This window comes from Amycolatopsis suaedae (assembly GCF_004214935.1).
Classification (GTDB): Bacteria; Actinomycetota; Actinomycetes; order Mycobacteriales; family Pseudonocardiaceae; genus Amycolatopsis; species Amycolatopsis suaedae.
The window spans coordinates 123,736-149,153 of sequence record NZ_SFCC01000006.1; the positions used below are offsets into that span (position 1 = coordinate 123,736).

Annotated in this window: 29 protein-coding genes and 1 tRNA gene; 16 read left to right on the forward strand and 14 right to left on the reverse strand. The window is 69.5% G+C overall.

The window, feature by feature from the left end; translation table 11 throughout:
* Positions 1-81: 81 nt before the first annotated feature.
* The 3 genes from EWH70_RS13105 (at position 82) to EWH70_RS13115 (ending at position 1,952) form a co-directional block, all read left to right on the forward strand.
* Complete coding sequence (locus tag EWH70_RS13105) at positions 82-663, forward strand: vWA domain-containing protein (protein ID WP_130475638.1); 582 nt, start codon at positions 82-84, stop codon at positions 661-663.
* Positions 664-737: 74 nt separating this feature from the next.
* Complete coding sequence (locus EWH70_RS13110) at positions 738-1,568, forward strand: hypothetical protein (protein ID WP_240686963.1); 831 nt, start codon at positions 738-740, stop codon at positions 1,566-1,568.
* Positions 1,569-1,625: 57 nt separating this feature from the next.
* Positions 1,626-1,952: a nucleotide pyrophosphohydrolase gene (locus EWH70_RS13115; protein WP_130475639.1), complete on the forward strand. Its 327-nt coding sequence runs from the start codon at positions 1,626-1,628 to the stop codon at positions 1,950-1,952.
* On the opposite strand, the gene EWH70_RS13120 is transcribed toward EWH70_RS13115, so the two are convergent.
* From EWH70_RS13120 to EWH70_RS13135, 4 genes are all read right to left on the reverse strand, one after another.
* Entirely contained in the window at positions 1,949-3,844 is a 1,896-nt protein-coding gene (locus EWH70_RS13120; protein ID WP_130475640.1) for a DUF2075 domain-containing protein, read from the reverse strand. The genes EWH70_RS13115 and EWH70_RS13120 overlap by 4 nt on opposite strands.
* A 228-nt stretch (positions 3,845-4,072) precedes the next feature.
* Positions 4,073-4,747 carry a DarT ssDNA thymidine ADP-ribosyltransferase family protein gene (locus EWH70_RS36700; RefSeq protein WP_130475641.1) on the reverse strand — a complete coding sequence of 225 codons (675 nt, stop codon included), beginning with the start codon at positions 4,745-4,747 and terminating at the stop codon, positions 4,073-4,075.
* On the reverse strand, positions 4,744-6,180 hold the full coding sequence (locus EWH70_RS13130; protein ID WP_130475642.1) for a 3'-5' exonuclease: 1,437 nt from the start codon (positions 6,178-6,180) through the stop codon (positions 4,744-4,746). Before EWH70_RS13130 ends, EWH70_RS36700 begins: the two co-directional genes overlap by 4 nt.
* A 985-nt stretch (positions 6,181-7,165) precedes the next feature.
* Positions 7,166-7,238: transfer RNA gene (locus EWH70_RS13135), tRNA-Arg, on the reverse strand.
* A gap of 171 nt (positions 7,239-7,409) precedes the next feature.
* Between EWH70_RS13135 and EWH70_RS13140 the strand changes: the two genes are divergently transcribed.
* The 7 genes from EWH70_RS13140 to EWH70_RS13170 all read left to right on the forward strand — a co-directional run bounded on the left by EWH70_RS13140 (position 7,410) and on the right by EWH70_RS13170 (position 14,178).
* Positions 7,410-8,060 carry a response regulator gene (locus EWH70_RS13140; protein WP_130475643.1) on the forward strand — a complete coding sequence of 217 codons (651 nt, stop codon included), beginning with the start codon at positions 7,410-7,412 and terminating at the stop codon, positions 8,058-8,060.
* A gap of 21 nt (positions 8,061-8,081) precedes the next feature.
* Entirely contained in the window at positions 8,082-8,669 is a 588-nt protein-coding gene (locus tag EWH70_RS13145; RefSeq protein WP_130475876.1) for a trimeric intracellular cation channel family protein, read from the forward strand.
* A gap of 34 nt (positions 8,670-8,703) precedes the next feature.
* Complete coding sequence (locus tag EWH70_RS13150; RefSeq protein WP_130475644.1) at positions 8,704-9,393, forward strand: response regulator transcription factor; 690 nt, start codon at positions 8,704-8,706, stop codon at positions 9,391-9,393.
* Positions 9,390-10,784 carry a sensor histidine kinase gene (locus tag EWH70_RS13155; protein ID WP_130475645.1) on the forward strand — a complete coding sequence of 465 codons (1,395 nt, stop codon included), beginning with the start codon at positions 9,390-9,392 and terminating at the stop codon, positions 10,782-10,784. Before EWH70_RS13150 ends, EWH70_RS13155 begins: the two co-directional genes overlap by 4 nt.
* 83 nt (positions 10,785-10,867) lie before the next feature.
* The gene (locus EWH70_RS13160) at positions 10,868-11,668 is read left to right on the forward strand and encodes a DeoR/GlpR family DNA-binding transcription regulator (protein WP_130475877.1); all 801 of its coding nucleotides are present in this window, start codon (positions 10,868-10,870) and stop codon (positions 11,666-11,668) included.
* Complete coding sequence (gene galT / locus EWH70_RS13165) at positions 11,665-12,753, forward strand: galactose-1-phosphate uridylyltransferase (protein WP_130475646.1); 1,089 nt, start codon at positions 11,665-11,667, stop codon at positions 12,751-12,753. Before EWH70_RS13160 ends, galT begins: the two co-directional genes overlap by 4 nt.
* Positions 12,754-12,819: 66 nt before the next feature.
* Complete coding sequence (locus tag EWH70_RS13170) at positions 12,820-14,178, forward strand: S1C family serine protease (protein ID WP_130475647.1); 1,359 nt, start codon at positions 12,820-12,822, stop codon at positions 14,176-14,178.
* 33 nt (positions 14,179-14,211) lie between these two features.
* Here EWH70_RS13170 and EWH70_RS13175 read toward each other — a convergent pair whose 3' ends face one another.
* From EWH70_RS13175 to EWH70_RS13195, 5 genes are read right to left on the reverse strand one after another with little or no spacing between them, the layout of a single operon-like run.
* Positions 14,212-14,628, reverse strand: coding sequence for a hypothetical protein (locus EWH70_RS13175; RefSeq protein WP_130475648.1), 417 nt, complete (start codon positions 14,626-14,628; stop codon positions 14,212-14,214).
* Positions 14,625-15,716, reverse strand: coding sequence for a molybdopterin-dependent oxidoreductase (locus tag EWH70_RS13180; protein WP_130475649.1), 1,092 nt, complete (start codon positions 15,714-15,716; stop codon positions 14,625-14,627). The genes EWH70_RS13175 and EWH70_RS13180 overlap by 4 nt, the downstream gene beginning before the upstream one ends.
* Positions 15,713-16,315, reverse strand: coding sequence for a methyltransferase domain-containing protein (locus EWH70_RS13185; protein ID WP_130475650.1), 603 nt, complete (start codon positions 16,313-16,315; stop codon positions 15,713-15,715). The genes EWH70_RS13180 and EWH70_RS13185 overlap by 4 nt, the downstream gene beginning before the upstream one ends.
* Positions 16,312-16,959 carry a TIGR04282 family arsenosugar biosynthesis glycosyltransferase gene (locus EWH70_RS13190; protein WP_130475878.1) on the reverse strand — a complete coding sequence of 216 codons (648 nt, stop codon included), beginning with the start codon at positions 16,957-16,959 and terminating at the stop codon, positions 16,312-16,314. The genes EWH70_RS13185 and EWH70_RS13190 overlap by 4 nt, the downstream gene beginning before the upstream one ends.
* Positions 16,959-17,609 carry a glycosyltransferase family 2 protein gene (locus EWH70_RS13195; RefSeq protein WP_130475651.1) on the reverse strand — a complete coding sequence of 217 codons (651 nt, stop codon included), beginning with the start codon at positions 17,607-17,609 and terminating at the stop codon, positions 16,959-16,961. Before EWH70_RS13195 ends, EWH70_RS13190 begins: the two co-directional genes overlap by 1 nt.
* Before the next feature lie 142 nt (positions 17,610-17,751).
* On the opposite strand from EWH70_RS13195, the gene EWH70_RS13200 reads away from it, so the two are divergent.
* Genes EWH70_RS13200 through EWH70_RS13210 form a run of 3 tightly spaced genes read left to right on the forward strand, consistent with a single transcriptional unit; the run spans position 17,752 to position 20,835 of the window.
* Positions 17,752-19,065, forward strand: coding sequence for a hypothetical protein (locus tag EWH70_RS13200; RefSeq protein WP_130475652.1), 1,314 nt, complete (start codon positions 17,752-17,754; stop codon positions 19,063-19,065).
* 10 nt (positions 19,066-19,075) lie between these two features.
* On the forward strand, positions 19,076-19,777 hold the full coding sequence (locus EWH70_RS13205) for a response regulator transcription factor (RefSeq protein ID WP_130475653.1): 702 nt from the start codon (positions 19,076-19,078) through the stop codon (positions 19,775-19,777).
* Positions 19,774-20,835 (forward strand): sensor histidine kinase, encoded by a 1,062-nt coding sequence (locus EWH70_RS13210; RefSeq protein WP_130475654.1) that lies wholly within the window; start codon positions 19,774-19,776, stop codon positions 20,833-20,835. The genes EWH70_RS13205 and EWH70_RS13210 overlap by 4 nt, the downstream gene beginning before the upstream one ends.
* On the opposite strand, the gene EWH70_RS13215 is transcribed toward EWH70_RS13210, so the two are convergent.
* On the reverse strand, positions 20,832-21,890 hold the full coding sequence (locus EWH70_RS13215; protein ID WP_165436259.1) for an NAD-dependent epimerase/dehydratase family protein: 1,059 nt from the start codon (positions 21,888-21,890) through the stop codon (positions 20,832-20,834). The genes EWH70_RS13210 and EWH70_RS13215 overlap by 4 nt on opposite strands.
* Positions 21,891-22,006: 116 nt before the next feature.
* On the opposite strand from EWH70_RS13215, the gene EWH70_RS13220 reads away from it, so the two are divergent.
* Together EWH70_RS13220 and EWH70_RS36480 are read left to right on the forward strand one after the other, a co-directional pair.
* On the forward strand, positions 22,007-22,507 hold the full coding sequence (locus EWH70_RS13220; RefSeq protein WP_130475656.1) for a MogA/MoaB family molybdenum cofactor biosynthesis protein: 501 nt from the start codon (positions 22,007-22,009) through the stop codon (positions 22,505-22,507).
* Between the two features lie 49 nt (positions 22,508-22,556).
* Entirely contained in the window at positions 22,557-22,679 is a 123-nt protein-coding gene (locus EWH70_RS36480; protein ID WP_276320560.1) for a hypothetical protein, read from the forward strand.
* On the opposite strand, the gene mscL is transcribed toward EWH70_RS36480, so the two are convergent.
* From mscL to EWH70_RS13235, 3 genes are all read right to left on the reverse strand, one after another.
* A complete protein-coding gene (gene mscL / locus EWH70_RS13225) occupies positions 22,676-23,092 on the reverse strand; it encodes a large-conductance mechanosensitive channel protein MscL (protein WP_130475657.1) in 417 nt (138 codons plus the stop codon). The two genes, EWH70_RS36480 and mscL, sit on opposite strands and share 4 nt — an antisense overlap.
* A gap of 77 nt (positions 23,093-23,169) precedes the next feature.
* Positions 23,170-23,811 carry a Flp pilus assembly protein CpaB gene (cpaB, locus tag EWH70_RS13230; protein ID WP_130475658.1) on the reverse strand — a complete coding sequence of 214 codons (642 nt, stop codon included), beginning with the start codon at positions 23,809-23,811 and terminating at the stop codon, positions 23,170-23,172.
* A gap of 127 nt (positions 23,812-23,938) precedes the next feature.
* Positions 23,939-24,298: an FmdB family zinc ribbon protein gene (locus tag EWH70_RS13235; RefSeq protein WP_130475659.1), complete on the reverse strand. Its 360-nt coding sequence runs from the start codon at positions 24,296-24,298 to the stop codon at positions 23,939-23,941.
* A gap of 117 nt (positions 24,299-24,415) precedes the next feature.
* Here EWH70_RS13235 and EWH70_RS13240 point away from each other — a divergent pair, with 117 nt between their 5' ends.
* A complete protein-coding gene (locus EWH70_RS13240) occupies positions 24,416-24,799 on the forward strand; it encodes a VOC family protein (protein WP_130475660.1) in 384 nt (127 codons plus the stop codon).
* Here EWH70_RS13240 and EWH70_RS13245 read toward each other — a convergent pair.
* Entirely contained in the window at positions 24,774-25,403 is a 630-nt protein-coding gene (locus tag EWH70_RS13245; protein ID WP_240686964.1) for a 5-formyltetrahydrofolate cyclo-ligase, read from the reverse strand. The genes EWH70_RS13240 and EWH70_RS13245 overlap by 26 nt on opposite strands.
* Positions 25,404-25,418 lie beyond the last annotated feature (15 nt).

Below are 25,418 nucleotides of genomic sequence, written 5' to 3' on the forward strand. Positions count from 1 at the left end.
ATCGCGCAAGGGGCCGTCCGGGTCACGGAAAATCAGCTTTCGATCCACGATCGGTCTACGTCAGGTGGGCACGCTCGGTGGATGGAGTCGGATGTGTTGCCCTGTTACGTGGTCTGCGACGTGTCGTCCTCGATGACCGACCATCTCGAGGAGTTGAACGCGGGCATCCGCCAGTTCCGCGGAGCACTCCACGCGGACCGGGCCATCGGAACGTGGGTGCACTGCTGCGTGGTCGGTTTCGCCGAGGCTCCGCTGGTGCTGCAACCGTTACGTCCCGCCGACGAACTGGCCGAGCTGACCGGCTCCGCTCCCAGCGCGGGCAGCAACTTCGGCCCGGCGTTCACGTTTCTCCGTTCGGTGATCGACCGCGATGTACGCCGGCTCAAGGGGAATCGCCTGCGGGTGCAGCGGCCGATGGTGTTCTTCACGTCCGACGGCCAGCCGACAGACCCGGTGACCTGGCCTGCGGCCTACGGCGGTTTGACCGACCCTGCGTGGCAGGCTCGGCCCGACGTGATCGCGTTCGGCGTGGGCGACGCCGACCGCGCCACGCTCGGCAGAATCGGCACGTACCGGACGTTCCTGGGCCGCGACGGCGTCCGGCTGGGGACGGCGCTGACCGTGTCGGTGACGTGGGCGCCGATGCGTCCGGACGTTGTCTAATGCATCCACGATGTGTCCACTTCTCGTCCACTCCCGCGTCGCACGCTCCCTGTACCTGCGACGAGGGAGGGACCGTGTCACTGGTACGAGAGCTGAAGGCACTTCGTAAGGGGAGGGGCGTGTTCGCCGGACGCCTGACCGAGCGGATCGGCCCGGGCCTGCGCGCGGCGTGCGGGGTGGCCGACGACGACGGTCCGGTGACCGTCCGGCAGAAGCTGTCGGCGAGGCTGACCGAGCTGGCCGAGCACCTGCCGGACGACCTGCGCCTGGTGACGCTGGCGGCGTTCGCCATCAGTGCGCGGCAGCCCCTGTACCAGGACCGGGTGTCGTGGGCGGCAATGCAGGTCGACCGTGATTCCCGAACGGTCCGCCGTCGCGTCGACGAGGCGATCGACCAGCTGGCGGAGCTGGCCGCCGCGGTGCCGGTCGCGGCCGGCGGCTGGCGGACGGCGGAGCTGTGCGTGGCGGCGGCCCTGGACCGGGACCGGCCCGAGGTGCTGGAGCGCCGCCGCATCGTGGCCGACCAGGACGACCTGCGGGAGCTGGAGCTGGATTCGCCGGTGGCCGGTGAGGCCGACGTGTTCTACGGCGGCACCTTGACCGGCGCCGGCCTCGTGTTGCCGAGGCCCCTGTCCCGAGGTGAGTCGCACGACGTCGCGGTCCGCGTCCGGCTGTCGTCGCTGCCGCCGTACCTGGTCTGCGTCCCCGGTCGCCCCTGCGACCGCTTCGACCTGCGCCTGCGCTTCGGCCGCGGCTCGGCCCCCCGGGTCTGGAAGCTGCACGGCGCGTTCCAGCCGGCTCCGCAGTGGCAGGGCGACCCGCAGCCCGTGGACCGTGCGGGTGAGGTGCACCTGCGCTTCCGGAGCCTCACCCCGGGCCTGGCCTACGGAGCCCGCTGGGAGTAAAGGGCGACACGGGCCTCTTCGGAGGTAGTGGCGCTCTTGTGGGGCAGACTGACGGGCATGTCCTTCGACGACCTGACGACGCGGCTACGCGACTTCGCGGATGCGCGCGACTGGGAGCATTTCCACACGCCGAAGAACCTCGTGATGGCCCTGTCCGGTGAGGTCGGTGAGCTGACCGCGCTGTTCCAGTGGCTTACTCCCGAGGAGTCGGCCAAGGCCATGGACGACCCCGAGCTGAAGGAGAAAGTGCTGGACGAGGTGGCCGACGTGGCCATCTACCTGACGCGGCTCGTGGACGTTCTCGGCGTCGACCTCATCGAGGCATGCCACGCGAAGATCGACCGCAACGACCGTCGTTTCCCCGCCCGTACCGAGGCGCCCTAGCTCGTCATCTCCTCCAGGAACGCCTGTGTCTCGGGATCGGTGGAGTAGACCGCCGTGCCACGCATGCCGCGGGTGAGGAGAACCTTGTAGGTGTTCTTGATCAGTGCGCCGAAGTGCAGGTCGTCGGCCTTCCGTACGTCGCCGTCCTTGGACTCGCTCCGCACCGGAACCCACCGCCCGTCCCGGCGCACGAGGTCTGGGCCGAAGATCACCCCGGACCAGTCGTACTCGAAACCCTGCGCGGTGTAGATGCAGCCGACCTGGCCGAACCCGCGTGGATCCGTTGCCCAGTAGGCCGATTCGGGAACCCCCTCGACCTTCTTCTTCTCGTCCGACTTCGCATTCCACGGCCGGTGCCAGCCGCCGATCCTGACGTCGTCGACCAGGCGCAGACCGTTCTCGGTGGGCACCGGGTTGCTCCACTCCCAGCAGAACCCCGCGGCGAGCCGGGCCACGCCGCCGTTGGTGGCCTGCTGATGCAGGACCCAGGACTCAAGTGCTTCGGGTGACGCGGCCGAGGTCACCGTGATGCCCTCGTCCAGCGGCCCGGCGAGCTTGCTCCACGGGATCGCCGGCTCGTTACGAAGGCCGAGCAGCCGGGCAACCCACTCGTCGTAGTTGACCGAGCCACCGCAGCGCAGCTGGTCCTGGAGGCGGATGATCTCGACCTCGCAGCCGAGGCTCTGGGCAGCGGCGGTGATTTCCCGGACCGAACCCATCTCGCCGGGACGCACGGTCTGGTTCTCGTCCAGGAGAAACACCGGCACGGTGGCTACGTTGATCAGCTCGTCGATCTGCCGGCCGGCACGTTCACGCTGTTCCTTCTTCGTGTACTGGGTTACCCCGCTCTTCCGGATCCGGTGGGCTTCGTCGCAGATGAGGACGGTCAGTTCGCGTGGGTTACTGCCGACGTAGTTGTTGAAGTACTTGAACAGCCCTTTGACTCGCGTGTTGCCCTTGCCGGCGTACTTGCGCATCGTCAACGTGAACGAGCGCGAGCCCGTCGCGTGGTGGGTTGGAATACCTCGTCTGGCCAGTTCGCCCAGCAGGCTGAGAGCGATCACGCTCTTTCCCGACCCGGGGCCGCCCTCGACGATGATGACGGTCCGGGTCGGTGCCGCGTGTGCGCGTTCCACGGCCTGCATGACGACCTCGTAGGCGACCTTCTGCTCGTCGAGCAGGACGAACTGCTCGCGGTCCTGTATCTCGGCCGCGGCGAGGTCGAGCAGGGGTTTGGTCGGCCGGTGCGCATACCCCAGGAACTCGTCCCCGGCCTCCCGTGCCACGTCCCGCGCGGCCTCGGCGTCGAGCACGGCGCGTAGGTGATCGGCGAGCTTGGCCTTGTCGTCCATCGTGAAGAGGCGGCCGTACTGGCTGGTGGCGTACTGCAGCAGCCCGGCGACGTCGGCGCGGCGGGCGTTGTGCAGGTAGGCCACCCCGTGGACGGACTTGGGCCGGCTGGCGAGGCTCTCGGTGTGGTCCACCATGTACTGGCAGTACCCGCGCACCTGTTCGGCCGGGTGCAGGTGCCGGCCGGGCATGCCGGGGATGTTCAGTACCTCGGCCAGGTGAATCTCGGCTTTCGACCACTGCTTCAGCTCGACGAACACGAAACTGCTCTCGCCCGTTCGCGGGTGGGCACCGCACAGCACCACGTCGATGCGCTGGCGACTGTGCGGCAGCTGATGCTCGAGCAGGACCTCGATGTCGCCCAGGCCGGCGTCGACCAGGTCGTTTAGGAGGACGCGGAGGCTGTGCCGCCAGGAGTTGACCTCGCCAACCCCGGCCCGGGTGCCGAGGACGAACCCTGACTGCTCGGCCAGCCGGGTGTGCAGGTGTCCGAGGTTGGCCTCGGCCAGAAGGTCGGCAGCTCTGCCGCGTACCAGCGCCATCGTTTCTCCCCAAAACGGACGTGCGTCATCGACGTACGGTTTTGGGGGCAACAACGAGGTGGCCCTCGGTGCCCGTCGTGCCGTGCTGATCACACTAGTGGATCTAGCCGCTCACGTGGAGTCGCCTGACAACAGGTTCGCCTAAGGTCTGCGTCTGGGCGGGAAGCACCGGTGCGGCGACATGGGCAGGGCCAACGGTAAGCCCATCCGAGGTGGCGCGCAGGCCCTTTACTCGTGCGTGTACTTCATTTCGATCGGCCTGTTACCCCTCCGGACCTGCCAGGATAGTTCCCTTGGTTGAAAGAGAACCGGGGCCACATCAAGCGGAGGTATATCCTCCGTGGGGAATTGAAGTTTTAGCCGGAAGGTCTCCAGTTCGGCTTGCTCGTCGCTTTGTGTGATGACACTGCGTATGAAGCTACTCGAAATGGGGCCAGGGATCAGAATCTCGGCTTGGTCGTCCGTTGGCCACCAGGGTGGGTGTACTGAATTTCGATAGCGGTCTCCAACGCGATCAGAAAAAAGAGAATTAAACCCGGTGGCGCCGTCGCGAATTCCTGCTCCTAAGAGTCGCGCGGCGTTGTGAGGGCAGAACCGTGCCCCCGGGGTCTCCAGGATGCTTATGTCTAGAGTTATGACCACCCAATCCGGAAACGAAAGGTCGCGATTGCGCGCCTCCTGCAGATACCAGGAATTTGGGTACTCGAGACTTAAACAAATGTGACCGCGATGTCCATCGCGGCGATTCATGTCGCTCGGGCGAAAGCTGTCGTCCGAGGCTTCAAGGAGCGCGGTATCTCGCAGTTCCCTGGTGGCAATAATATGTGCAAGATTGGCTGCCTTGGTGAAATGGCACAGACGCGTAACGCCTCGCCTTCGAGCCTCGTCAATGATCTTATTCATGGATCTATCCGAAAGTAGAGCCCCGACCTCTCGTCGGGTAGAAATCTGGTAAGCTTGCTCGAATGTATCAGCACCAAGTCCGTTCGAGCTCGCGTCACTGCAACGTAGAGCTCACGTGCTTGTCGAATTCGAGCTTCTTCTAGCCCAAATGCATCTACGCTACTGGGGGTGGGCAGCCCGCTGTCATCGCAAAACGGGACGATTACGGCATCGAACTCCAAGCCCCTGGCTTCGGAGTGTGGTCCGTAGAATATCCCGGGCCGCTCGTCCCATTTTGACATGCCTTTGTGGAGGCGAATCGTCCTGGGATGATCAAGTAAGCCGACCAGGTCTTCTTCTGCGGTTTTGTCACGAATAAGAACCACTACTCGTTGGTTGGCCAGTCGTGTTCGCCGATCGCGGGCTAAATTGTTAGCAAATCTTGCTGCCTGCGCCACCTGGTCATCCGCAGATCTTGCTCTCACTAGAACTGGTTCGGGGCCATTGATCGGTGGATCCTTGGGCTCCACCAGGTCTATCCCTTCGGAAAACAATGGGGTTTCGGAAATAAATTTTGCAAAATGGGCAATAGGGCGAGTGTTGCGGTAGTTTCGGTCAAATTTGACGACTTTGCCGCCGCCAATCTTTAAGCCAAGCGACTTCCATGACATGCGGCTTCCGTATATTTGCTGTGCATAATCGCCGAAGAAGGTAACCGAACCCTTGCTGGACACGATAGAAGCCAGTGATCTGATCATGTCTGGGGAGAAATCCTGGCCTTCGTCGATGATCACGTGCCGGTAAATAGCTGGGTTCGGGCTCAGGCTAACTGCCCGTCGAAGTTCGTTGGAAATACCGGGCCAATCCTGGTCGAAGCCGCGCGACCTGCGGATCTGCTGGTAGCGACGGTAGACGTCACAAACAAGCTGACGATCCGCGACGCGGAGGTGTGGACCACGGCCACGTCCAACCCGCTCAATTTTTCCGTTGATATAGGCGTCGAAGTCGGTGATGGCGTTCCCGATCAGCCAGTCGAACTCATCACTGTAGAAGCTAACCGGCTTGCTGGAGGCCGCGCGTTTATAGTGGCCTCTACTATGGACGTCGTCGAGCGCCAGAGCGATGAGTTTGTCTCGCGTCTGATTATCGCAGATTCTTAGCTTTACGCCAAATTGCTCGACGAGGAGACGTCTAGCGAGAACATGGTACTGCTCTACCGTAATGTTAGGGTGATCGTCGACGATACTTCTGAGGTAGGTGGTCAAAGCTCCATTGAATGTTACGAGGAGAGTGGGGCCGCCGAACCCGGGGGCTGTCGCGAGGTAATGTGCACGTCGTACGGCCATTACGGTCTTCCCGCTGCCGGCCACCCCTAGCGCGACGCAGTGGCCTTGGGCTCGCAGATATACGACCTCGCGCTGTTGGCCCTGAGGTTCCGGCAGTCTGGCCCCCATGGCCGCATTATGGCATGACGGGGGGGCGCGAACGCTAGTGTTCAACTCATGTTCGTCGGCCCTGTAGGGAGGCGCCTGAGTGCTTGTCAGTCAAGAGACCCCGAGCTCCCTTCGCGATCAGCCTTTTTGGCGTATTGCCAACCTGGCTACATTGGGGTTCTTTCGTGTCGCTACGTCAGCACTACTCCGGCTCGACGCCGAGTGGTCCGGCGAACATGAGCTAGTGATCGACCACGGGCCTGCGGGCTTGCGCGTCCTACCGCGCTGCGCGTGAGGACGGCCAGCCGCCTCGAATAGGCATGGCCTAGGACGTTGGTGGAATCTATGCCGCCAAGCTGTGTACAGGCTTGACTCAGTTAATCTAAGTACGCCCGTTCCGAGGGAAGTGGTTCTTATTGTTGTGCCTCCGACCCTGTGAGCTAAGCTAGCGACTGAACCAAACTCGATGGTGAGGTATTCGCGCCTGCCAAGCTGTGTTTGAGCGGGTTCAAGGTCAACGATTTCGTAGATCTCATCGCGCTCTATGCGTCTACACCTCGCGCGCGGCATAGCGAATGACGTCGGCTTTGACTGCCCCCTCGGCGTGAAGGCTTCGCAAAGCTCGTAGCCGCGTCGGGGGTCCCCAGCGCGACGGCACCGCCGGCGCACGGCCGCGCGCTACCTGGAAGACGGCTTCCTCGCTGACTCGTAACGTTGAGAGAGCCGAAGTGTGCTCGATCAGTTGGTTTGGCCGGATAAGTAGCAGCGGATATCGGCATGTTAGTAGGAACTACAAGCCACCCGTTGCGCAATACGGGTTGCGGCCGCCTCAGCCTCGGAGGGTTGCCGTTGACTAGCCGGTGGCTAACCGGGTCGGTCACACCTGGGTGTGTCGTAGGCTAGCTGCAGCGGTACTGCGCGGAATCGGGAAGTCTGGGCGCCCACCGGCAGATGTTCAGGGCTTCGCAGTTGACCCCTGACAAAGGTGCCCCGGCAGAATCTAAAGTGCCCCCGGCAGGATTCGAACCTGCGACACCCGCTTTAGGAGAGCGGTGCTCTATCCCCTGAGCTACGAGGGCTGGCAGCTGTCAGCGTAGCGGGCCGGGGCGGCGACGCCCAAGGCGGGCCGTGTACAGTCACACAGAGTAACCTCACGATCATGTGACACCGACGAGTGGCGGGTTTCACCAGCGGGGATGCCTGTGGGTAGCCTTCCTCGACGGGGACCCACCGGCCCACGGAGGCTTGCGTTGATCAAGGTCGTGTTCGCAGACGACGAGGAACTGGTCCGGTCGAGCCTGCGCGCGATGATGGCGGGCGCGCCGGACATCGAGGTCGTGGGCGAGGCCAGCGACGGCAGATCGGCCGTGGAGACCGCTCGGCGGTTTCACCCGGATGTCGTACTGCTTGACATCAAGATGCGGGCTGCTGACGACGGGATCCGGGCGCTGCGGGCGATTCAATCGTTCCCCGAACCGCCGACCGTGGCCATGCTGACCACCTTCGACATCGACGAGTACGTCAGCCTCGCGCTGCGGCTCGGGGCCAACGGCTTCCTGCTCAAGGACATCGAGCCGGCCGCGCTCCTGCGCGCCATCCGGGACCTGGCCAGGGGCGGAGCTGTCCTCGACCCGGGGGTCGCCGCCCGCATGGTGACCGCCCACCGGGACGAGCAGCGGGCCGCGGCTCCTGCCCGGAAGCTTCTGGCCTCCCTCTCCGACCGGGAGCGGGAGGTCGTGGGGCTGATCGGTCAAGGGTTGTCCAACGCCGAGATCGGCGGGCAGCTGCACCTTTCCGAGGCGACCGTGAAGGGGTACGTCTCCGCGGTGCTGTCCAAGATCGGGGCCGCCAACCGGGTGCAGGCCGCATTGCTGGCCTACCGGGGTGGGCTGATCGAGTAACCCGTGCTGGTCGCGCTGGAGATGCTCGGTCTGGTGGCCTTCGCCGCCTCCGGCGCGCTGGCCGCCGTCTGGGCACGCCTCGACCTGTTCGGCGTCGTCATCCTCGGGCTCACCACCGCGCTCGGGGGCGGGATCATCCGGGACGTCCTGCTCGGTATTCACCCGCCTGCCACGCTCAGGACCTGGCCGTACCTGGCGGTCGCCGCGGGAACTGCCCTGCTCGTGTTCATTTTTCACCCTCAGGTGGCGAAGTTGCGGCGGGCGGTTCTACTCGCCGACGCGCTGGGGCTCGGCGTGTTCGCCACCGCGGGCACGTCGACGGCACTGCACGCGGGCGCGCCGGTGTACACGGCGTGTTTGATCGGGATGACCACGGGGATCGGCGGCGGGGCCCTGCGTGACCTGCTGCTGCGAGAAATCCCGCTGGTCCTGCGCAAGGAGATCTACGCCGTCGCCGCGCTGGCCGGCGCGATCCTCGTCGGCGCGGGTCACCTTGCCAGGCTGCCTGCCGGGCCGGTCACCGCCGTCGCGGCTGCGGTCACTGTGGGTATCCGGATGCTGGCGCTGTGGCGCAAGTGGAACGCGCCGGTGGCGAAGGGCCCGTTCTAAGCAGGATCTCAGCACCGTGCGTAACACTGTTGCCATGCGCATTCTTGTTGTCGACGACGACCGGGCCGTCCGGGAGTCGCTGCGCCGCTCGCTCGAGTTCAACGGGTACCAGGTCGAGCTGGCCAGCGACGGCGCCGCGGCGCTGGAGCAGATCGTCGCCAACCGGCCCGACGCCATGGTGCTCGACGTCATGATGCCTCGGCTCGACGGCCTGGAGGTGGCCCGCCGCCTGCGCAGCACCGGCGACGACCTGCCGATTCTCGTGCTCACCGCCCGCGACACGGTCTCCGACCGGGTGTCCGGCCTCGACGCCGGCGCCGACGACTACCTGCCCAAGCCGTTCGCGCTCGAGGAGCTGCTCGCCAGACTCCGCGCGCTGCTGCGCCGGGCCAGCCCCGAGGCCCAGCCGGGCCAGGCCGACGCCTTGACCTTCGCTGACCTGACGCTGGACCCCGGCACGCGCGAGGTTCGCCGCGGCGAGCGCGAGATCAGTCTGACCCGGACCGAGTTCGCCCTGCTCGAACTGTTCCTGTCGTACCCGAAGCACGTGCTCACCCGCAGCCGCATCCTCGAGGAGGTGTGGGGCTACGACTTCCCGACCTCGGGCAACGCCCTGGAGGTCTACGTCGGCTACCTGCGGCGCAAGACCGAGGCCGACGGTGAGCCACGGCTGATCCACACGGTGCGCGGCGTCGGCTACGTCCTGCGGGAGACGCCACCGTGACGACCGCCCAGCAGGGCAAGGGAGCGCGCCGCTTCTCACTGCGTTCCCGGGTGACCCTGCTGGCCGCCGCCTGCGTCGCCGGCGCCGTCGCGCTGGTCTCGATCGGGGCCTACTTCACCGTGAGCGGCAATCTGTACGCCCAGATCGACGAGAGCCTGCGGGAGCGGGCGGCCTCCGTTCTCAACGACAGCGAGATGGTCAGCAGCGGCGGCCAGAGCTTTCCCGGCTACCTGCTCAAGCTGTCCGAGATCCAGTTCGACGTCGTGCGGTCCGATGGGCGTTCGGTGCTCAGCTCGCCGATCGACGACCGGCCGCCGGTGGGCCTGGAGGAACGCAAGGTCGCCGCGGGCGCGTCCAGCCAGTCGATCCGTACCGACAGCCGCACCGACGCCCGGGTGCTCGCCGTTCCCTACCGCTTCGTGCCCGGCGTGGCGCTGGTCGTCGCCCAGCCGCTCGGCGCGACCAAGGAGACCCTGAACGACCTCGCCGTCGTCCTGCTGCTGATCGGCGGCGCGGGCATTCTGGTCGCCGCGGCGGCGGGCACCGCGGTCGCCAGGGCGGGGCTTCGCCCGGTGGAACGCCTGACGTCGGCCACCGAACGGGTCGCCCGCACGGGGGATTTGCGGCCCATCCCGGTCAGTGGCGACGACGAGCTGGCCCGGCTGAGCCACAGCTTCAACACCATGCTGGGCACGGTGGCCGAGTCGCAGGAACGGCAGCGGCAACTGGTCGCCGACGCCGGGCACGAGCTGCGTACGCCGCTGACGTCGCTGCGCACCAACCTGGAACTGCTGCTGGCCGCCGGGCGCGCCGGCGCGCCGAAGCTGTCCGACGAGGACCGGGCCGACATCGAGGCCGACATCCGGGGCCAGCTCGACGAACTCACTCAGCTGATCGGCGACCTCGTGGAGCTGGCGCGGCAGGACGAGCCGAAGACGCAGTTCGAACGGGTCGAGCTGATCGAGGTGGTCGAGCGGGCGCTGGACCGGGCCCGCCGCCGGGCCGGCGACATCGAGTTCGACGTCGACCTCAGCCCCTGGGTGCTCACCGGCGACTCCAGCGCGCTGGAGCGCGCGGTGCTGAACCTGCTGGACAACGCGGTCAAGTTCTCGCCGGACGGCAGTGTGGTGCGGGTGCGGATGTATCCGCTCGGCGACGGCACGGCGGTGATCGAGGTGGCCGACTCCGGGCCCGGCATCGCTGAGGAGGACCTGCCGAAGGTGTTCGATCGGTTTTATCGTTCGTCGGAGGCGCGCACCCTGCCCGGTTCCGGCCTCGGGCTGGCCATCGTCCAGCATGCCGCCGAACGGCACGGTGGCGCGGTCTACGCGGGCAGGGCGGCCACTGGCGGCGCTTTGCTCACCATCCGGTTGCCAGGCGTTCCCGGGTAAGTTCCTACACGGATGTGTTTGATCGTGTAGGATTTTGTTGATTGACTGTGGGGGTCAAGTCGACTCTCGGGAGAGTGAGTGCGGTGCTGGCGCGGCAGCGGCAGGCGGTGATTCTGGAAGAGGCCAGGCGCAACGGCGCGGTGCGCGTGAGCGACCTCGTCGGCCGCCTCGGCGTGTCCGACATGACGGTACGCCGCGACCTGGACGTTCTGGCGGGCAAGGGCCTGGTCGAGAAGGTCTACGGCGGCGCGACCTCGGTGATCGGCAAGAGCACCGACGAGCCCGGCTTCGAGGCCAAGTCGGTGCGCCAGCGAGCGCAGAAGGAGGCCATCGCCGAGGTGGCGGCCGGGCTGGTCCGGCCGGGCACGGCGATCGGCATCTCCGCGGGCACCACCACCTGGACGCTGGCCAGGGCACTCGACGGCGTGCCCGGCCTGACCATCGTCACCAACTCCATCCAGGTCGCCGACGTCCTGCGCGGCTCGCCCCAGCCGGACCGCACGGTCGTGCTCACCGGTGGCGTGCGCACCCCGTCCGACGCGCTGGTCGGCCCGGTCGCGGTCAACAGCCTGCGCAGCCTGCACCTCGACGTCGTGTTCCTCGGCGTGCACGGCATGGCCGACGGTCCCGGCTTCACCACGCCGAACCTGACCGAGAGCGAGACCGACCGTGCCCTGGTCGAGGCGGGCCGCAGGCTGGTCGTGCTCGCCGATCACACCAAATGGGGGACCGTGGGCATCTCCACCATCGCCGACCTGGACGAGGCCCACGTGGTCGTCAGCGACGACGGGCTGGGCGAGTCCGCCAGGGAGATCCTCGCCGAGCAGGCGGGCGAGCTGCTGATCGCGGAGGTTCCGGAGGACGAACACGAGGAATCCGAGTGAGGCGCACGCTCCGGCACCTCGCCGATGGCAGGGAGATCATCTACTTCGACGCCGACGGTGACGCCCCGGTCAGGACGGCCGAGGACACCCGGGATCTGCCGCAGGTCATGCCGGCGTCGGAGATCCGGCGTGACCCGCTGACCGGCGAGTGGGTGGCGATGGCCGCGCACCGGCAGACCCGCACCTACAAGCCGCCCGCCGACCTGTGCCCGCTGTGCCCGACCAAACCGGGCAAACCGAGCGAAGTGCCTGAGTCGGACTACCAGGTAGTCGTGTTCGAGAATCGGTTTCCCTCGCTGGCGCAGGACGTTCCGGACACCAAGTCCAGTGTGGACGGTCTGCCGATGGTGCCGGTCGCGCCGGGTCGGGGCCGCTGCGAGGTGGTTTGCTTCACCAGCGACCACGAGCGCTCCTTCGCCGAGCTGAGCCCGCGGCGGGTACGGATGGTCGTCGACGCCTGGGCCGACCGCACCGCCGAACTGTCCGCTGTGGACGCCATCGAGCAGGTCTTCCCGTTCGAGAACCGTGGCGAGGAGATCGGCGTGACGCTGCATCACCCGCACGGCCAGATCTATGGCTACCCGTTCGTCACGCCGCGCACCGAGCGGATGCTGGAAACCGCTCGTGCCTACCGAGCCGAGCACGGCAGGCACGTCCTCGGCGACGTGCTGGCCGCCGAACGGGCAGCTCGCGTGCGGGTGGTCGCCGAGGGCGAGCACTGGACGGCGTTCGTGCCGCCCGCGGCGCGCTGGCCGGTGCAGGTGCAGGTCGTCCCGCACCGCCAGGTGCCCGACATCGCGGCGCTGTCCGACGCCGAGCGCGACGACTTCGCCGAGGTGTACCTGCGGGTTCTCCGGCGCTGCGACGCGTTGTACGGCCGCCCGCTGCCCTACGTCGCGGGCTGGCACCAGGCACCGGTCCGGCGCGACCGCGACCTGGGCTGGCTGCACCTGGAGCTGTTCTCCGTGCTGCGTGCGCCGGACAAGCTGAAGTACCTGGCCGGTTCGGAGTCCGGCATGGCGGTGTGGGTCAACGACACGACGCCGGAACAGATCGCCCAGCGGCTACGCGACGCTCGCCCCTAAACTGTTCATGCCGGAACCACAGGAACGGCTCAGCTCGCTCTCAGGACCGACGGGCATGGTGAACGCATGACCGAGAACGACCCCGCCGCCAGGAACGACGCCGGCGAGCCCAGCACGCCACCCCGCGGGAATCCGCTCGGTGGCGACCAGGGGACGTCCACCCCGAACCCGTGGCAGCCGCCGTCGCACGGATACGCACAGCACAGCTCCTCCGGCACCGAGGGTGTGCTCTACGGTTCGGCCACCCCGCAGGGCGGTCAGCACTATCAACAGCACCAGCAACAGCACGGCACCGCCGTCTTCCCGCAGCCGCAGAACCAGGAGCCGCGCCGCTCCGGTGGCGGCGCCAGCGGCAAGGTCGTCGCGGGTGTCGCGGTGCTGGCCCTGGTCATCGGCGGTGGCACCGGTGCGGTCACCGGCTACCTCGCCAGCGATCTAGGTGGCGGGCCGTCGGTCAGCGCGCTCGACCAGCCGACGCCAGCTAAGCAGACTGCCAACTCGCCCGCCGGCACGGTGGAGGCGGTGGCCGAGAAGGTCGCGCCGAGCGTGGTGCAGATCCAGGTCGCCGGCCGCAGCGGCACCGGCAATGAGGGCTCCGGCTTCGTCCTGTCCTCCGACGGCTACGTGCTGACCAACAACCACGTCGTCGAGGCCGCCGCCAACGGCGGTCAGATCCGCGCCGTCTTCCAGGACGGCAGGCGTGCCCCGGCGACGATCGTCGGCAGGGCGCCCACCACCGACCTCGCGGTCATCAAGGTGGAAGGCCTGAACAATCTGCCGATCGTGGAGCTGGGCAGCTCGGCCAACCTCAAGGTGGGCCAGGGTGTCGTCGCCATCGGGTCGCCGTTCGAGCTGTCCGGGACCGTGACCTCGGGCATCGTGTCCGCGCTGAACCGCCCGGTGCGTGCGGGCGACCAGGGCCAGGAGACGGTGATGGACGCGATCCAGACCGACGCCGCCATCAACCCGGGTAACTCCGGTGGCCCGCTGGTCAACATGGCCGGGCAGATCGTCGGCATCAACTCGGCGATCTACAGCCCGCCGTCGAGCAACTCGCCCGGCGCGCAGTCCGAGGGGCGCAACCTGGGCATCGGCTTCGCCATCCCGATCGACCAGGCACGTCGCACCGCCGACGAGATCATCAAGACCGGCAAGGCGACGCAGACCTACATCGGCACGACCGTCGGTGACGCGCCGCAGGGGGGCGCGCAGATCGGCGACGTCACGCCGAACAGCCCCGCCGCGGCCGCGGGCCTGAAGAGCGGCGATGTCGTGGTGAAGTTCGGCGACCGCCGGATCGACACCTCCGACGCGCTGGTGGCGGCCGTGCGGACCCGGGCTCCCGGTGAGAAGGTCCCGTTCACGCTGGCCGACGGCAAGGTCATCGAGGTGACGCTCGGCGGACAGCCGATCGAAACCCGCTAAGTCGCTCGGCCACCTCGGGTGGCCGAGACCAGCTCATGGCCCGGACCGCCGGTTCCACGCGGTCCGGGCCATGCCGCTTACCAGCACTGCCACCCACACGGCCAGCAGCGACCAGCCCAGCCCCGCCCACGTGTCGCCGTCGTGCAGGCCAGGGCTCGGCGGGGTGCCGAACTCCCGCCACAGCAACGGAACGGCGAGCAGGACGAGCACGCCGCTCACCACGGTCCCGGCGACCACCGGACCCCGCCAGACGCGGCCGGTGACGGACGCCAGGCCCAGGCCGGCGGCGCCGACGACCGGTGCGATCAGCAGGTCGTGCACCACCGGGCCGGCGATCAGCCAGGCGGCGAGTTCGAAGGTCAGCGGCCGCACCGGCAGCAGCACCTCGGCGAGCAGGACGGCACCCCAGGCCAGCGCGGCCAGCCCGGGCAGCGCGAGCAGGACCCTCATGGCGAGACCTCCAGCCGTCGCACCCATTTCGTCTGCAGCACACCCGGGCGGTTCGGCGCGATGATCCGGCAGGGAAAGCCGTGGTCGAGGTTCAGCTCCTCGCCGTTCAGCTTCAGCGCGAGCAGCGTGAGCGGGTCGGCCGTGTGCTCGCCGGGCAGGTCGCTGCGGGCGTAGAGCCCGCCTTCCTCCAGCGACACCACGCCGACCCGGCTGCCCGGCGCCACGCCTGCCGCCCGCAGCAGGTCGGGCAGCGAGACGCCGGTCCAGACGGCCGACTGGCTCCAGCCCTCGACGCAGGCGATCGGCAGCTCGGCGGTGGTCTGCGGAAGTGCGGCGAGTTCGGCCCGGCTGAACGTACGGGTGCCGACGTCGAGCCGCCAGTCCGCCGATGCCGCCTTGTCGACGACACCGGCCGCGGCGGCGGTCCGGTTCACCGGAACGCCCTGCGAGCCGCGGTCCGACCGCCAGGACAGGCCGGAGACCGGCCGCAGCCACGGCACCGTCGCGCCTGCCGTGGCCACGACGGCCGCTCCGGCGGCCAGCCAGGTCGTCCGCAGGAAGCCACGGCGGGACAGGCCACTGGACTCGGGTTCCGGCTCGGTCTCGCGGCGCAGGGCGCGCCGCACGATCGGCAACTTGACCGCGACGTGGACGGCGATCGAACCGATCGCCACCCAGGCCAGGGCGTAGTGCAGCTGCGGGAAGTAGAAGTTCCACGGGTAGTTCTGGGCCACGTTGAGCAGCCCGGTCACGAGCTGGAAGAACGCCGAGCCGGACAGCACCAGGATCGAGCCGCGTTCCAGCGCGTGCAGCGGCGAGCGGACGAGCGGGCGGCCGAACAGCTTCGGGTAGACGCTCCACAGCTTGGCCAGCAGCAACGGGATCGCGGCGATGCCGGACACGACGTGCAGGCCCTGGGTGACGCGGTACAGCCAGACCGGGCGGCTCGGCCAGCCGAACCAGTCCGGCGGGTGCTGGATGAGGTGGCTGAGCAGGCCGGTGAGGAAGCAGATCAGGAAGCTCACGCCGAGCCAGACGCCGATGCGGGCGCTGACCCGTTCCGAGTGTGCCGCGCCGCGGAACCTCATGGGCGTTCCAACTCGGCGAACCAGCGGCCGGCCGCGGTCGCGGTCCAGCCGAGCCGCAGGCCGGCGGCCTCGGCGGCCCTGCCCAGTGCGTCGACACCCAGCCAGGCCCAGGCGAACCAGCCGCCGCCCTCGACCCGGACCCGCTCCCGGCGCAGGCCGGTGCCGGGTGGGTCCAGCTCGATCAGGGCGGTGCCGCCGGTGGCGAGCAGGTCCGCCGTCCGGCGCAGCAGCGCCACCGGGTCGCCGCCGATGCCGATGTTGCCGTCGGCGAGCAGCACGTGCTGCCAGCGGCCCTCGCCGGGCAGCCTGCCGAAGACGTCGCGGCGCAGTGCGACGGCACCGCGTTGCCTGGTCAGCCGGACGGCCACCGGTGAACTGTCCACGCCGAGCGTGACGATTCCCCGCGCGGTCAGTGCCGCGGTCAGCCTGCCGGGCCCGCAGCCGAGGTCGACCGTGGGACCCGCGCAGCGGTGCAGCAGCAGCTCGTCGCCGGGCCCGGGGCGGTCGGTGTGCCAGCGGGCGACGGGCAGTTCGATGCGTTCGCCGGTGCCCAGCTCCAGCCAGCAGTGCCTGCCGAGCAGGGCGGTCTCGAAGCTCATACCGACGCCACCGCCCTGGCGAACCGGCTGCCCGGCAGGGCATCGGCGACCCGGCGGGCGTCGGCCATGGTGTCCACATCGGACAGCGTGGCGGCCAGCGTCAAGTCGATGCCTGCCAGCGCGGCCCTGGTGTGGTTCGCGGTGTCCGGCCGGGACATCGGGACGCCGGACAGGGCGGCGGCGTGCCGGGGATCGCGCAGGCCGAGTGCCCACCAGCCGCCGTCGGTGGCCGGGCCGAGCACGGCGTCCGCGTCGGTGAGGCAGGCGGCCGTCGCGGCCAGGACGTCCGCGGTGGCCTGCGGTGTGTCCATGCCGATCTGCAGCACCGGCAGGCCCGGGTGCAGCACGGCGGCGTCGGCGTGCGCGGCCGCCAGCCGCTCGGCGAAGGTCCGGCCCCGTTGCGGGACGACCTGGACGCCGCGCAGCAGCCGGTGCAGGTCCTGGGCGTGTGCTGCGGCGTCGAGATCGCCGGTCGCGGCGACGAGCGGCACGGCGCCGGGCGTCGCCAGGACGGCGTCCAGGGTGTCGAGCAGTGCCGCCGCCGCGATGGCCGCCGCCTGGCCGGGTGTCGCCGGTGGGCAGAGCCGGGTCTTGGCCAGGCCGGGGACCGGGGCCTTGGCGACGACGAGCAGGCAGAACGGCATCACGACCGCACCACCCGTCCCATGTCCCTGACCGCGCGCAGGGTGCCGGCGACGGAGCCGGACACCTTCGAGGTGGTGCCCGCGGCTCGTGCGCGGTAGTCGACCTCGAACTCCCGCACCACCCAGCCGGCGCGCTGGGCGCGGATCAGCAGTTCGAGCGGGTAGCCGAAGGCGCGGTCGGTCACGCCGAGGCCGAGCAGCGCGGTGCGGCGGGCGGCGCGGATCGGCGCGATGTCGTGTACGCCCAGGCCGCGGCGGCGGAGCAGTGCCGAGAGCAGCGCGTTGCCCGCGCGGGCGTGCCACGGCCACACCGCCGCCGACACCGGGACCCGGCGGCCGACGGCCAGGTCCGCGCCGGTGTGCACGGCGGCGACCAGCTCGGGCAGGGCACCCGGATCGAGCGAGCCGTCGGCGTCGGCGAAGCAGACGATGTCGGAGGTCGCCGCTTCCAGTCCGGTGTGGACGGCCGCGCCGTAGCCACGCCGTGGCTCGGCGACGACCGTCGCGCCCAGCCGTGCGGCCACGGCGGGCGAGCCGTCGGTGGAGCCGTTGTCGACGACGATGGCGCGGTAACCGTCGGGCAGGGCGGCCAGTACGCCGGGCAGCGCCGCTGCCTCGTCGAGACAGGGGAGGATCACGTCTACCGTCACACCGGCGACGTTAGGTCCACGTTGGACGGCGTAGAAGCCTTGTGCTGCTTACCGAATTGTGACGGCGGCGAAGTTCTTACCGGGTTGTGACGGTGTGCCGTCCCGGCTTGGCCGGGCTGCTTGGCGGGGTTACCGTGCCGGTGTGCTCAAGTCCCGGGTCAGCGACCTCGCTGTCGTCGCGATCGCGGTGGGACTGGTCGCCGCAGCCATCGGTGTCGGCAACTATCTGAACCGGCCCGGGTCGGACGTGGTCATCTGGGCGTTCGCTCCGCCGCTTTACGGCGACTGGCTGCCGCACGCCGGCCCGGGGACGGTGTTCGCCGTCCTGATCGCCGTCGGTGTCGTGCTGTACGGCCCGGCGCTGGCCACGCGGTTGCCGACGCGGCCGCTGCTGGGTCTCGGCTATCTGACGGCGGTCGGCTGGACGGTCGCGCTGGCGCTGGTGGACGGGTTCCGGCGCGGGTTCGCCGACCGGCTCGCCAGCCCACACGAGTACCTGCGTGAGGTGCCGGGGATCACCGACATTCCCACGATGTTGCGTGAGTTCAGTGGCCGGATCCTGGATTATCGGCCGGATTCGTGGACCACTCACGTGTCCGGGCATCCGCCGGGCGCGACGCTGGTGTTCGTCTGGCTGGACCGGATCGGGCTGGGCGGGCCGGTGTGGGCCGCGGTGGTGTGCGTGCTCGCCGGAGCGCTGGTGGCGGTGGCGGTGCCGGTCACGCTGGCTGTGCTGGGCCGCGTCGAGGCGGCCCGCGCGGTGGTGCCGTTCGCCGTGCTGTTTCCCGGTGCGGTGTGGGTGGGGGTGTCGGCCGACGGCTTGTTCGCCGGGGTGACGGCGACCGGGCTGGCGTTGCTGGCGGTCGCGGGCGTGCGGCGTTCGGTATGGCCCGCCCTGGCGGGTGGCCTGGTGCTGGGGTTCGGGCTGTTCCTGTCCTACGGGCTGGTGCTGCTGGGGTTGGTGGCGCTCGCGGTGTTGTTTCTTTCGAGGGCGGCCTGGCCGGTGGTGGCGGTGGCCGTCGCCGGGGTGCTCGTGGTGGTGGCGGCGTTCGCCGCGGCCGGGTTCTGGTGGCTGGACGGCTACCACCTGGTGGTCGAGCGGTACTACCAGGGAATCGCCAGCGCCCGGCCGTACGGCTACTGGGTGTGGGCGAACCTGGCGGCGCTTGCCGTCGCGGTGGGCCCGGCCGTGATCGCCGGGCTGCGCCGGGTGGTCGTCGCGGGCCGGTGGTGGCGTGAGCCGGTGCTGCTGCTGGTCGCGGCCGCCGTGGTGGCGGTGCTGCTGGCTGACCTTTCCGGGTTGTCCAAGGCCGAGGTCGAGCGGATCTGGTTGCCGTTCGCCGTATGGTTGGTGCCCGGTGTGGCGCTGCTGCCCGCGCCCGGTCGTCGCTGGTGGCTGGCGGCGCAGGCGGTGACGGCGCTGGTGGTCAACCACCTGGTGCTGACGATCTGGTGAGGGGATTTCGATGGGTGAGCAGGCCGGGCGCGTGCTGGTGGTCGACGACGACGAGACCGTCCGCGACGTGGTCCGCCGCTACCTGGAGGTCGCGGGGTTCACCGTCGAGCAGGCGGGTGACGGCGCGGAGGGGCTGGAGCGGTTCGCGGCGTCCCGGCCGGACCTGGTGGTCCTCGACGTGATGATGCCGGGGATCAACGGACTGGAGGTGTGCCGCAGGCTGCGGCAGTCCAGCGACGTGCCGATCGTGATGCTGACCGCGCTGGGCGAGGAGGAGAACCGGATCGCCGGCCTGCAGCTGGGCGCCGACGACTACGTGACCAAGCCGTTCAGCCCGAAGGAACTGGCGCTGCGGGTGGCGTCGGTGCTGCGTCGCGCCAGGCTGCCGGTGGCGCCCGCACCGGCGCCGGTGCTGACCGACGGCGACCTGCGGCTGGAGATGGAGGCACGTCAGGCTACCCGGGGCGGACGGGAGCTGGCGCTGACCACGCGGGAGTTCGACCTGCTCGCGTACTTCCTCTCCCATCCCGGCACCGCGTTGTCCCGCGCCGACCTGCTGGAGCGGGTGTGGGGCTGGGACTTCGGCGATCAGTCCACTGTGACCGTCCACGTGCGACGGTTGAGGGAGAAGATCGAGCCGGACCCGGCCAACCCGGTGCGGGTGGTCACGGTGTGGGGCGTCGGGTACCGCTACGACAGGGTGGCGCCATGATTGAGCCGGACGAGTCGTTCGCCGCCATGCTCGAGCACGCGTGGCACATCCTACCGTTCGCGCTCGGGCTGGCGTTGCCGATCGCACTGGCCGGGGCGGGGGTCCTGTACCTGCTGCGCCGGGGATCGCTGGCCAGTTCGCTGACCGTGCTGGTGCTGATCCCGGTGGTGGCGACCCTGGTCGGGGTGCTCGGCATCAGCGGGTTCATGTTCAACACGACGCTGACCACCATGCTGCTGGTCTGCCTGCTGGTCGCCCTGGTGACGGTGCCGGCGGCGATCGTGCTGGGCAGGGCGATCGCGCGGCGCAGTGTCTGGGAGCGGGAGGCGCGGGAACGCGAGCGTGCCGCCGAGGCGTCCCGGCGTGAGCTGGTGGCGTGGATCAGCCACGACCTGCGTAGCCCGCTGGCCGGTATCCGGGCCATGGCCGAGGCGCTGGCCGACGGGGTGGTGTCCGAGCCTGCCGAGGTCTCGGGGTACGCGCAGCGCATCGGCGGCGAGAGCACCCGGCTCTCGGCGATGGTGGACGATCTGTTCGAGCTGTCCCGGATCACCGCGGGCGCGCTGGAGCTGACCCTGTCGGCCGTCCCGCTCACCGACGTGGTCAGCGACGCGCTCGCCGCGCAGACCCCGGTCGCCGAGCGCAAGCGCGTGCGGGTGCTGGCCAGCGCGCAGCCCCGGCCGGTCGTGGTCGTCGGTAGCGACCCCGAGCTGGCGCGCATCGTGCGCAACCTGGTCTCCAACGCCATCCGGCACACCCCGCCCGACGGGACGGTGGCGGTGCAGGTGGGCGTCGACGGTGACCAGGCCGTGCTCGCCGTGCACGACAGCTGTGGCGGCATCCCGGAGGCGGAACTGCCCAGGGTGTTCGACGTGGCGTTCCGCGGCACTCGGGCACGCACGCCCGACCGCAGTGGCACGACGTCCGGCGGCGGACTGGGCCTGGCCATCACCAAGGGCCTGGTCGAGGCACACCACGGCCGGATCGACGTGCGCAACCAGGAGCCCGGCTGCCGGTTCGAGGTGCGGCTGCCGCTGGCGCGGGTACCGGTCGGCTAACCGGGCTGACCGGCGGGCGTCCGCAGCGCCGCCGTGGCGAAGGCCGCCACGCCCTCGGTGAACCCGGTCGCGGCGGTGAAGCCCAGCAACCGCCGGGCCCGTGCCGGGTCGGCGACCACGTGCCGGACGTCGGCCGCCCGCGCGCCACCGACGGTCCGCGGTGCCGGACCGCCGCAGGCCGCCGCCAGCTCGGTGGCCAGCTCGCCGACGGTGTGCGGCGTGCCCGAGCAGACGTTGACGGGCGTGATCGGCTCCGGCGGCTCCGTGCCGAGGGCGAGCAGGTTCGCCCGGGCGACGTCGGTGACGTGCACGAAGTCGCGCCGTTGCCTGCCGTCCTCCAGGACGGTGGGTGCCTCACCGCGTTCCAGCGCGGACCGGAACAGCGACGCCACTCCGGCGTAGGGGGTGTCGCGCGGCATCCGTGGCCCGTAGACGTTGTGGTAGCGCAGGGCCCACACCGTGCCGCCGGTCTGCCGCGCCCAGGCACCGGCGAGGTGTTCCTGAGCGAGCTTCGTGGCCGCGTAGGTGCTGCGTGGATTCAGTTGTGCGTCCTCGGGCACCAGGAGCGGCGTCAGGGGGCTGCCGCAGGTGGTGCAGCGGGGATCGAAGTGTCCGGCGTCGATGTCCTCCTTTCGCCGGGGCGCCGGGGTGACGACGCCGTGTTCGGGGCAGGCGTAGCGGCCCTCGCCGTAGACGACCATCGACGAGGCCAGCACCAGCCGGCCTACGCCGGCGGCGTGCATCGCCGCGAGCAGCACGGCGGTGGCGTGGTCGTTGTGCCACGTGTACAGCGGGGCGTCGGACGGATCGAGGCCGTGACCGACGACGGCTGCCTGGTGGCACACGGCGTCGACACCACGCAGCAGCTCGGCCAGCAGCGCGGGATCGCCGACCTCGCCGCGTACCAGCCGGTGGTCGCCGAGGTAGCCGGGCTCTGCGGCGTGGGCGGCGGGGAGCAGGGCGTCCAGCAGGACCGGTTCGCCGCCGTCGGCCGCGATCAGGTCGGCGACGTGGGAGCCGATGAAGCCGGCACCTCCGGTGACAAGTACTCGCACCTCCTCGACGCTAGGGAGCGATCCGGCTCCGGGCAGCATTACTGAGTGGGCCGTCAGGAATTCGTCACATGTTGGTCCACGTGATCACGGACGGTCGCAGGCGCTACGGTGGCGTCATGGAACGCAGCGCGCAACGGCTTGGCCGGGCTCTCGTGGTGATCGTCGACGACCGGGCCGCTCACGGCGAGGTCGATGACACGGCTGGCCCGCTGGTCACCGAGTTGCTGGAGGAGGCGGGCTTCATCGTCGACGGCACCGTCGTGGTGCACGCCGACACGGTCGCCATCCGCAATGCGCTGAACACCGCGGTGATCGGCGGTGCCGACCTGGTGATCACGGTGGGTGGCACCGGGGTGTCGCCCCGCGATGTCACCCCCGACGCCACGGCGGGCGTCCTGGACCGGCCCATCCCGGGTATCGGGGAGGCGCTGCGGTCGTCCGGGCTGGCTGCCGGTGCCGTGGACGCGGGGATCTCCCGCGGCCTGGTCGGCGTGTCCGGCAGCACGCTGGTGGTCAACCTGGCCGGTTCCCGTTCCGCGGTCCGCGACGGGATGGCCACGCTGTCCGCGCTGGTGCCGCACGTCATCGACGAGCTGTCCGGGCTCAACGAGTCCTGACGCCGTGCCCGCCGACCGCGAACCCACCCGGCGACCCGACCGTCGCCGGGTGGACGAGGTCTTCGGGGAGGTGCTGCCGGACACCACGTCCGACGAGCGTGACCCCGAGACCCGTCCTACCGACGCCGACCGGTGGTACACGGAGAACCGGCCGCCGCACCACGACCGCTAGTCGTCGCGGGTTCCCGTGCGGGCGTTCTGCTGGCGGAGCAGGTCGCGGATCTCGGTGAGCAGCTCGACGTCCGTCGGCTCGGACGGGCCTTCCTCCTTGCCCCGCGCCCGGCGTTCCTGGATCTTCTTGACCGGCAGGACGATCAGGAAGTAGACCACCGCCGCGATGATCACGAAGTTGATCGCCGCGTTGATCACACCGCCGAAGTCCAGGAACGTCCCCTTGTTCTCGTCGAAGATGTAGAAGCCGAGCCCCTGCGCCGCGTCGGACCCGCCGATCGCGTTGATCAGCGGCTTGATCAGGCCGTTGGTGAACGCCGTGACGATCGCGGTGAAGGCCGTTCCGATGACGACCGCGACCGCCAGGTCGACGACGTTGCCGCGCATCAGGAAGTCCTTGAAGCCCTTCAGCACAACCGCTCCTCTCGCCATCCTCAGCCCCTCCGCCACCTCAACGGAGACGCTTCGCGTCGCTTGTCTTACACAATCAGCTACCGGAGGGTAACGGTTACCGGGCGGCCCAGCGAGGCGGCGGCGACCTGGGTGGCGACCTCCACCGGCGCGGTGAGCAGCACCAACGGTCCTTTCCCCGTGCGCTTATCCCCTTCCCGGGTGTCACCCACGGCATCGGTGATGGCGGACACGGTGACCGTGGAGGCGAGCACCCGGCGTCCCGGCTCGTGCTCACCGCCGGTCACCACGTCGACCTTCACACCGGGGTGCAGCAGACCGGCGACACCGGCGTCGGCCAGCCGGACCGGGACGGTCGACATGCCGGGTTCGGCCGCGGCCCAGCTGACCAGGCGGGCGTCGGTCAGCGGCTCACCGGCGCGTGCCGCGCCGGCCAGGAGCTTGCCGTCGACGGAGGGCGGATCGCGCAGGGCACCCGCCGGTACGAGGGGCACCGGCATCTCGGCGACGCGGACGTCGGCGGGTGTGAGAACGGTGCCCGCCGGCAGGTCGCGGACCGCGACCAGGGTGGCGGCGGTGGGGTCGCCACGGGCCGGTGCGGGCAGGATCGTCAGCACCACCGCGGTGCCGGCCATGCCGAGCGCCGCCAGCCTGCGGGTGAGCCGGGCGCGCCTGCCGCGGAACTGGGCGCGCGCCCTGTCGAACAGCTCTGCCCACTCCATGGGGACCTCCTACGTCGGGTGACCAGGCGTTTGCCTGATGTGATCGACGGTAGGAGCGGGTCGTCAGCGTGGTAAAGGGCGAGTTCGTCAGCCTGTGGACAACCGGGGGGCTGTGGACAACCCGGGGTCAGGGAGCGGCGGCGGCCGTCTTCGTCGTGGACGACCCGGACGACCCGGACGAGCCGCTGGAGCTGGACGAGCTCGACGAGGAGGAGCTGTCCGACGACTTGCTCGACGACGAGTCCGAGGACCCGTTGGACGAGCTGGACGTGGTGGTCGAGCTGCCGGACGACTTCGACTTGCCGGAGTCGGACCGCGAGTCGTTGCGGTAGAAGCCGCTGCCCTTGAAGATCACGCCGACCGCACCGTAGAGCTTGCGCAGCGGACCGGAGCACTGCGGGCACTCGGTCAGGCTGGCGTCGGAAAACGACTGGACCGCCTCGAAGCGGTGGTCGCATTCCTTGCACGCGTACTGGTAGGTGGGCACGGGGACTCCTTCTCACGTTGGCACTCGCCTCGCAAGAGTGCTAACGCCAATTGTGCTTCACATCATTCCACCGGTGCAAACCCATGTTCGTCACACCCCGGGCATATCCTCCCCGGCATGGCCTGCCGCATCTCCGAACTGGTCCTCGACGCCCGCGATCCCGAGCTGCTGGCTCGCTTCTGGTGCGAGGTGCTCGGCTACGTCGAACTGGACAGGGAGGAGGACGGCAGCATCGAGATCGGCCCGCCCGGCGTCGGGTTCGGCGGCCTGCAGCCCACGCTCATCCTCAGCCCCAGCCAGAACGAGCGGACCGGCCAGCTCCCGCTGCACATCGACGTCAACGCCACCGACCGCGACCAGGAGGCCGAACTCGCCCGCCTGCTGGCGGCAGGTGCGACGCACGCCGACGTCGGCCAGACCGGCGAGGAGGACTGGTACGTGCTGGCCGATCCGGAGGGCAACGAGTTCTGCCTGCTCAGGAAGCGCCTGGACGAGCGGTAGGAGTGCGCACCCAGCCTCCGTCCGGCAGCAGCACGCCGTTCATCCGGACGTCGTGCGGCTCGGTGGGCAGCTCCGGCACGAACTCGTCGTCGCGGACCAGCGCGATCAGCTCGGCGTCCGCGGCCAGTTCCAGCGACCGGTCGTAGTAGCCGGCGCCGCGGCCCAGCCGCACGCCCCGGTGGTCGACGGCCAGCGCCGGGACGAGCACGAGACCGGCCGAAGCCACGGCGGTCACGCCGAGCCGTTCCCCCGCGGGCTCCAGCACCCCGCGCAGCCTGCCCGGGACCAGGTCGCCCGAGCCGGTGTAGGCCGCCCACTCCAACGGGCCGGGGACGTCGGGAATCACCGGCAACAGGACCGTTCGCCCGGTCCGGCGCAGCTCGTCGAGCAGGGCGATCGAGCCGGGTTCGGTGCCGAACGGCAGGTAGCCGCAGACGACGTCCACCTCCGGCAGGCTCGTCAGCGAACGGACCAGTGACGCGGCCTCCGCGACCCGGCGGGCCATCGGTACGTCCGCCCTGGCCGCCAGCAGGCGCTTGCGCCACTGCGCCTTGGTCATCATGTCGCCGCCGTCAGTGCTGTCATTGCCGCCCGCTCGCACCATGCCAGGTTAGGCTTC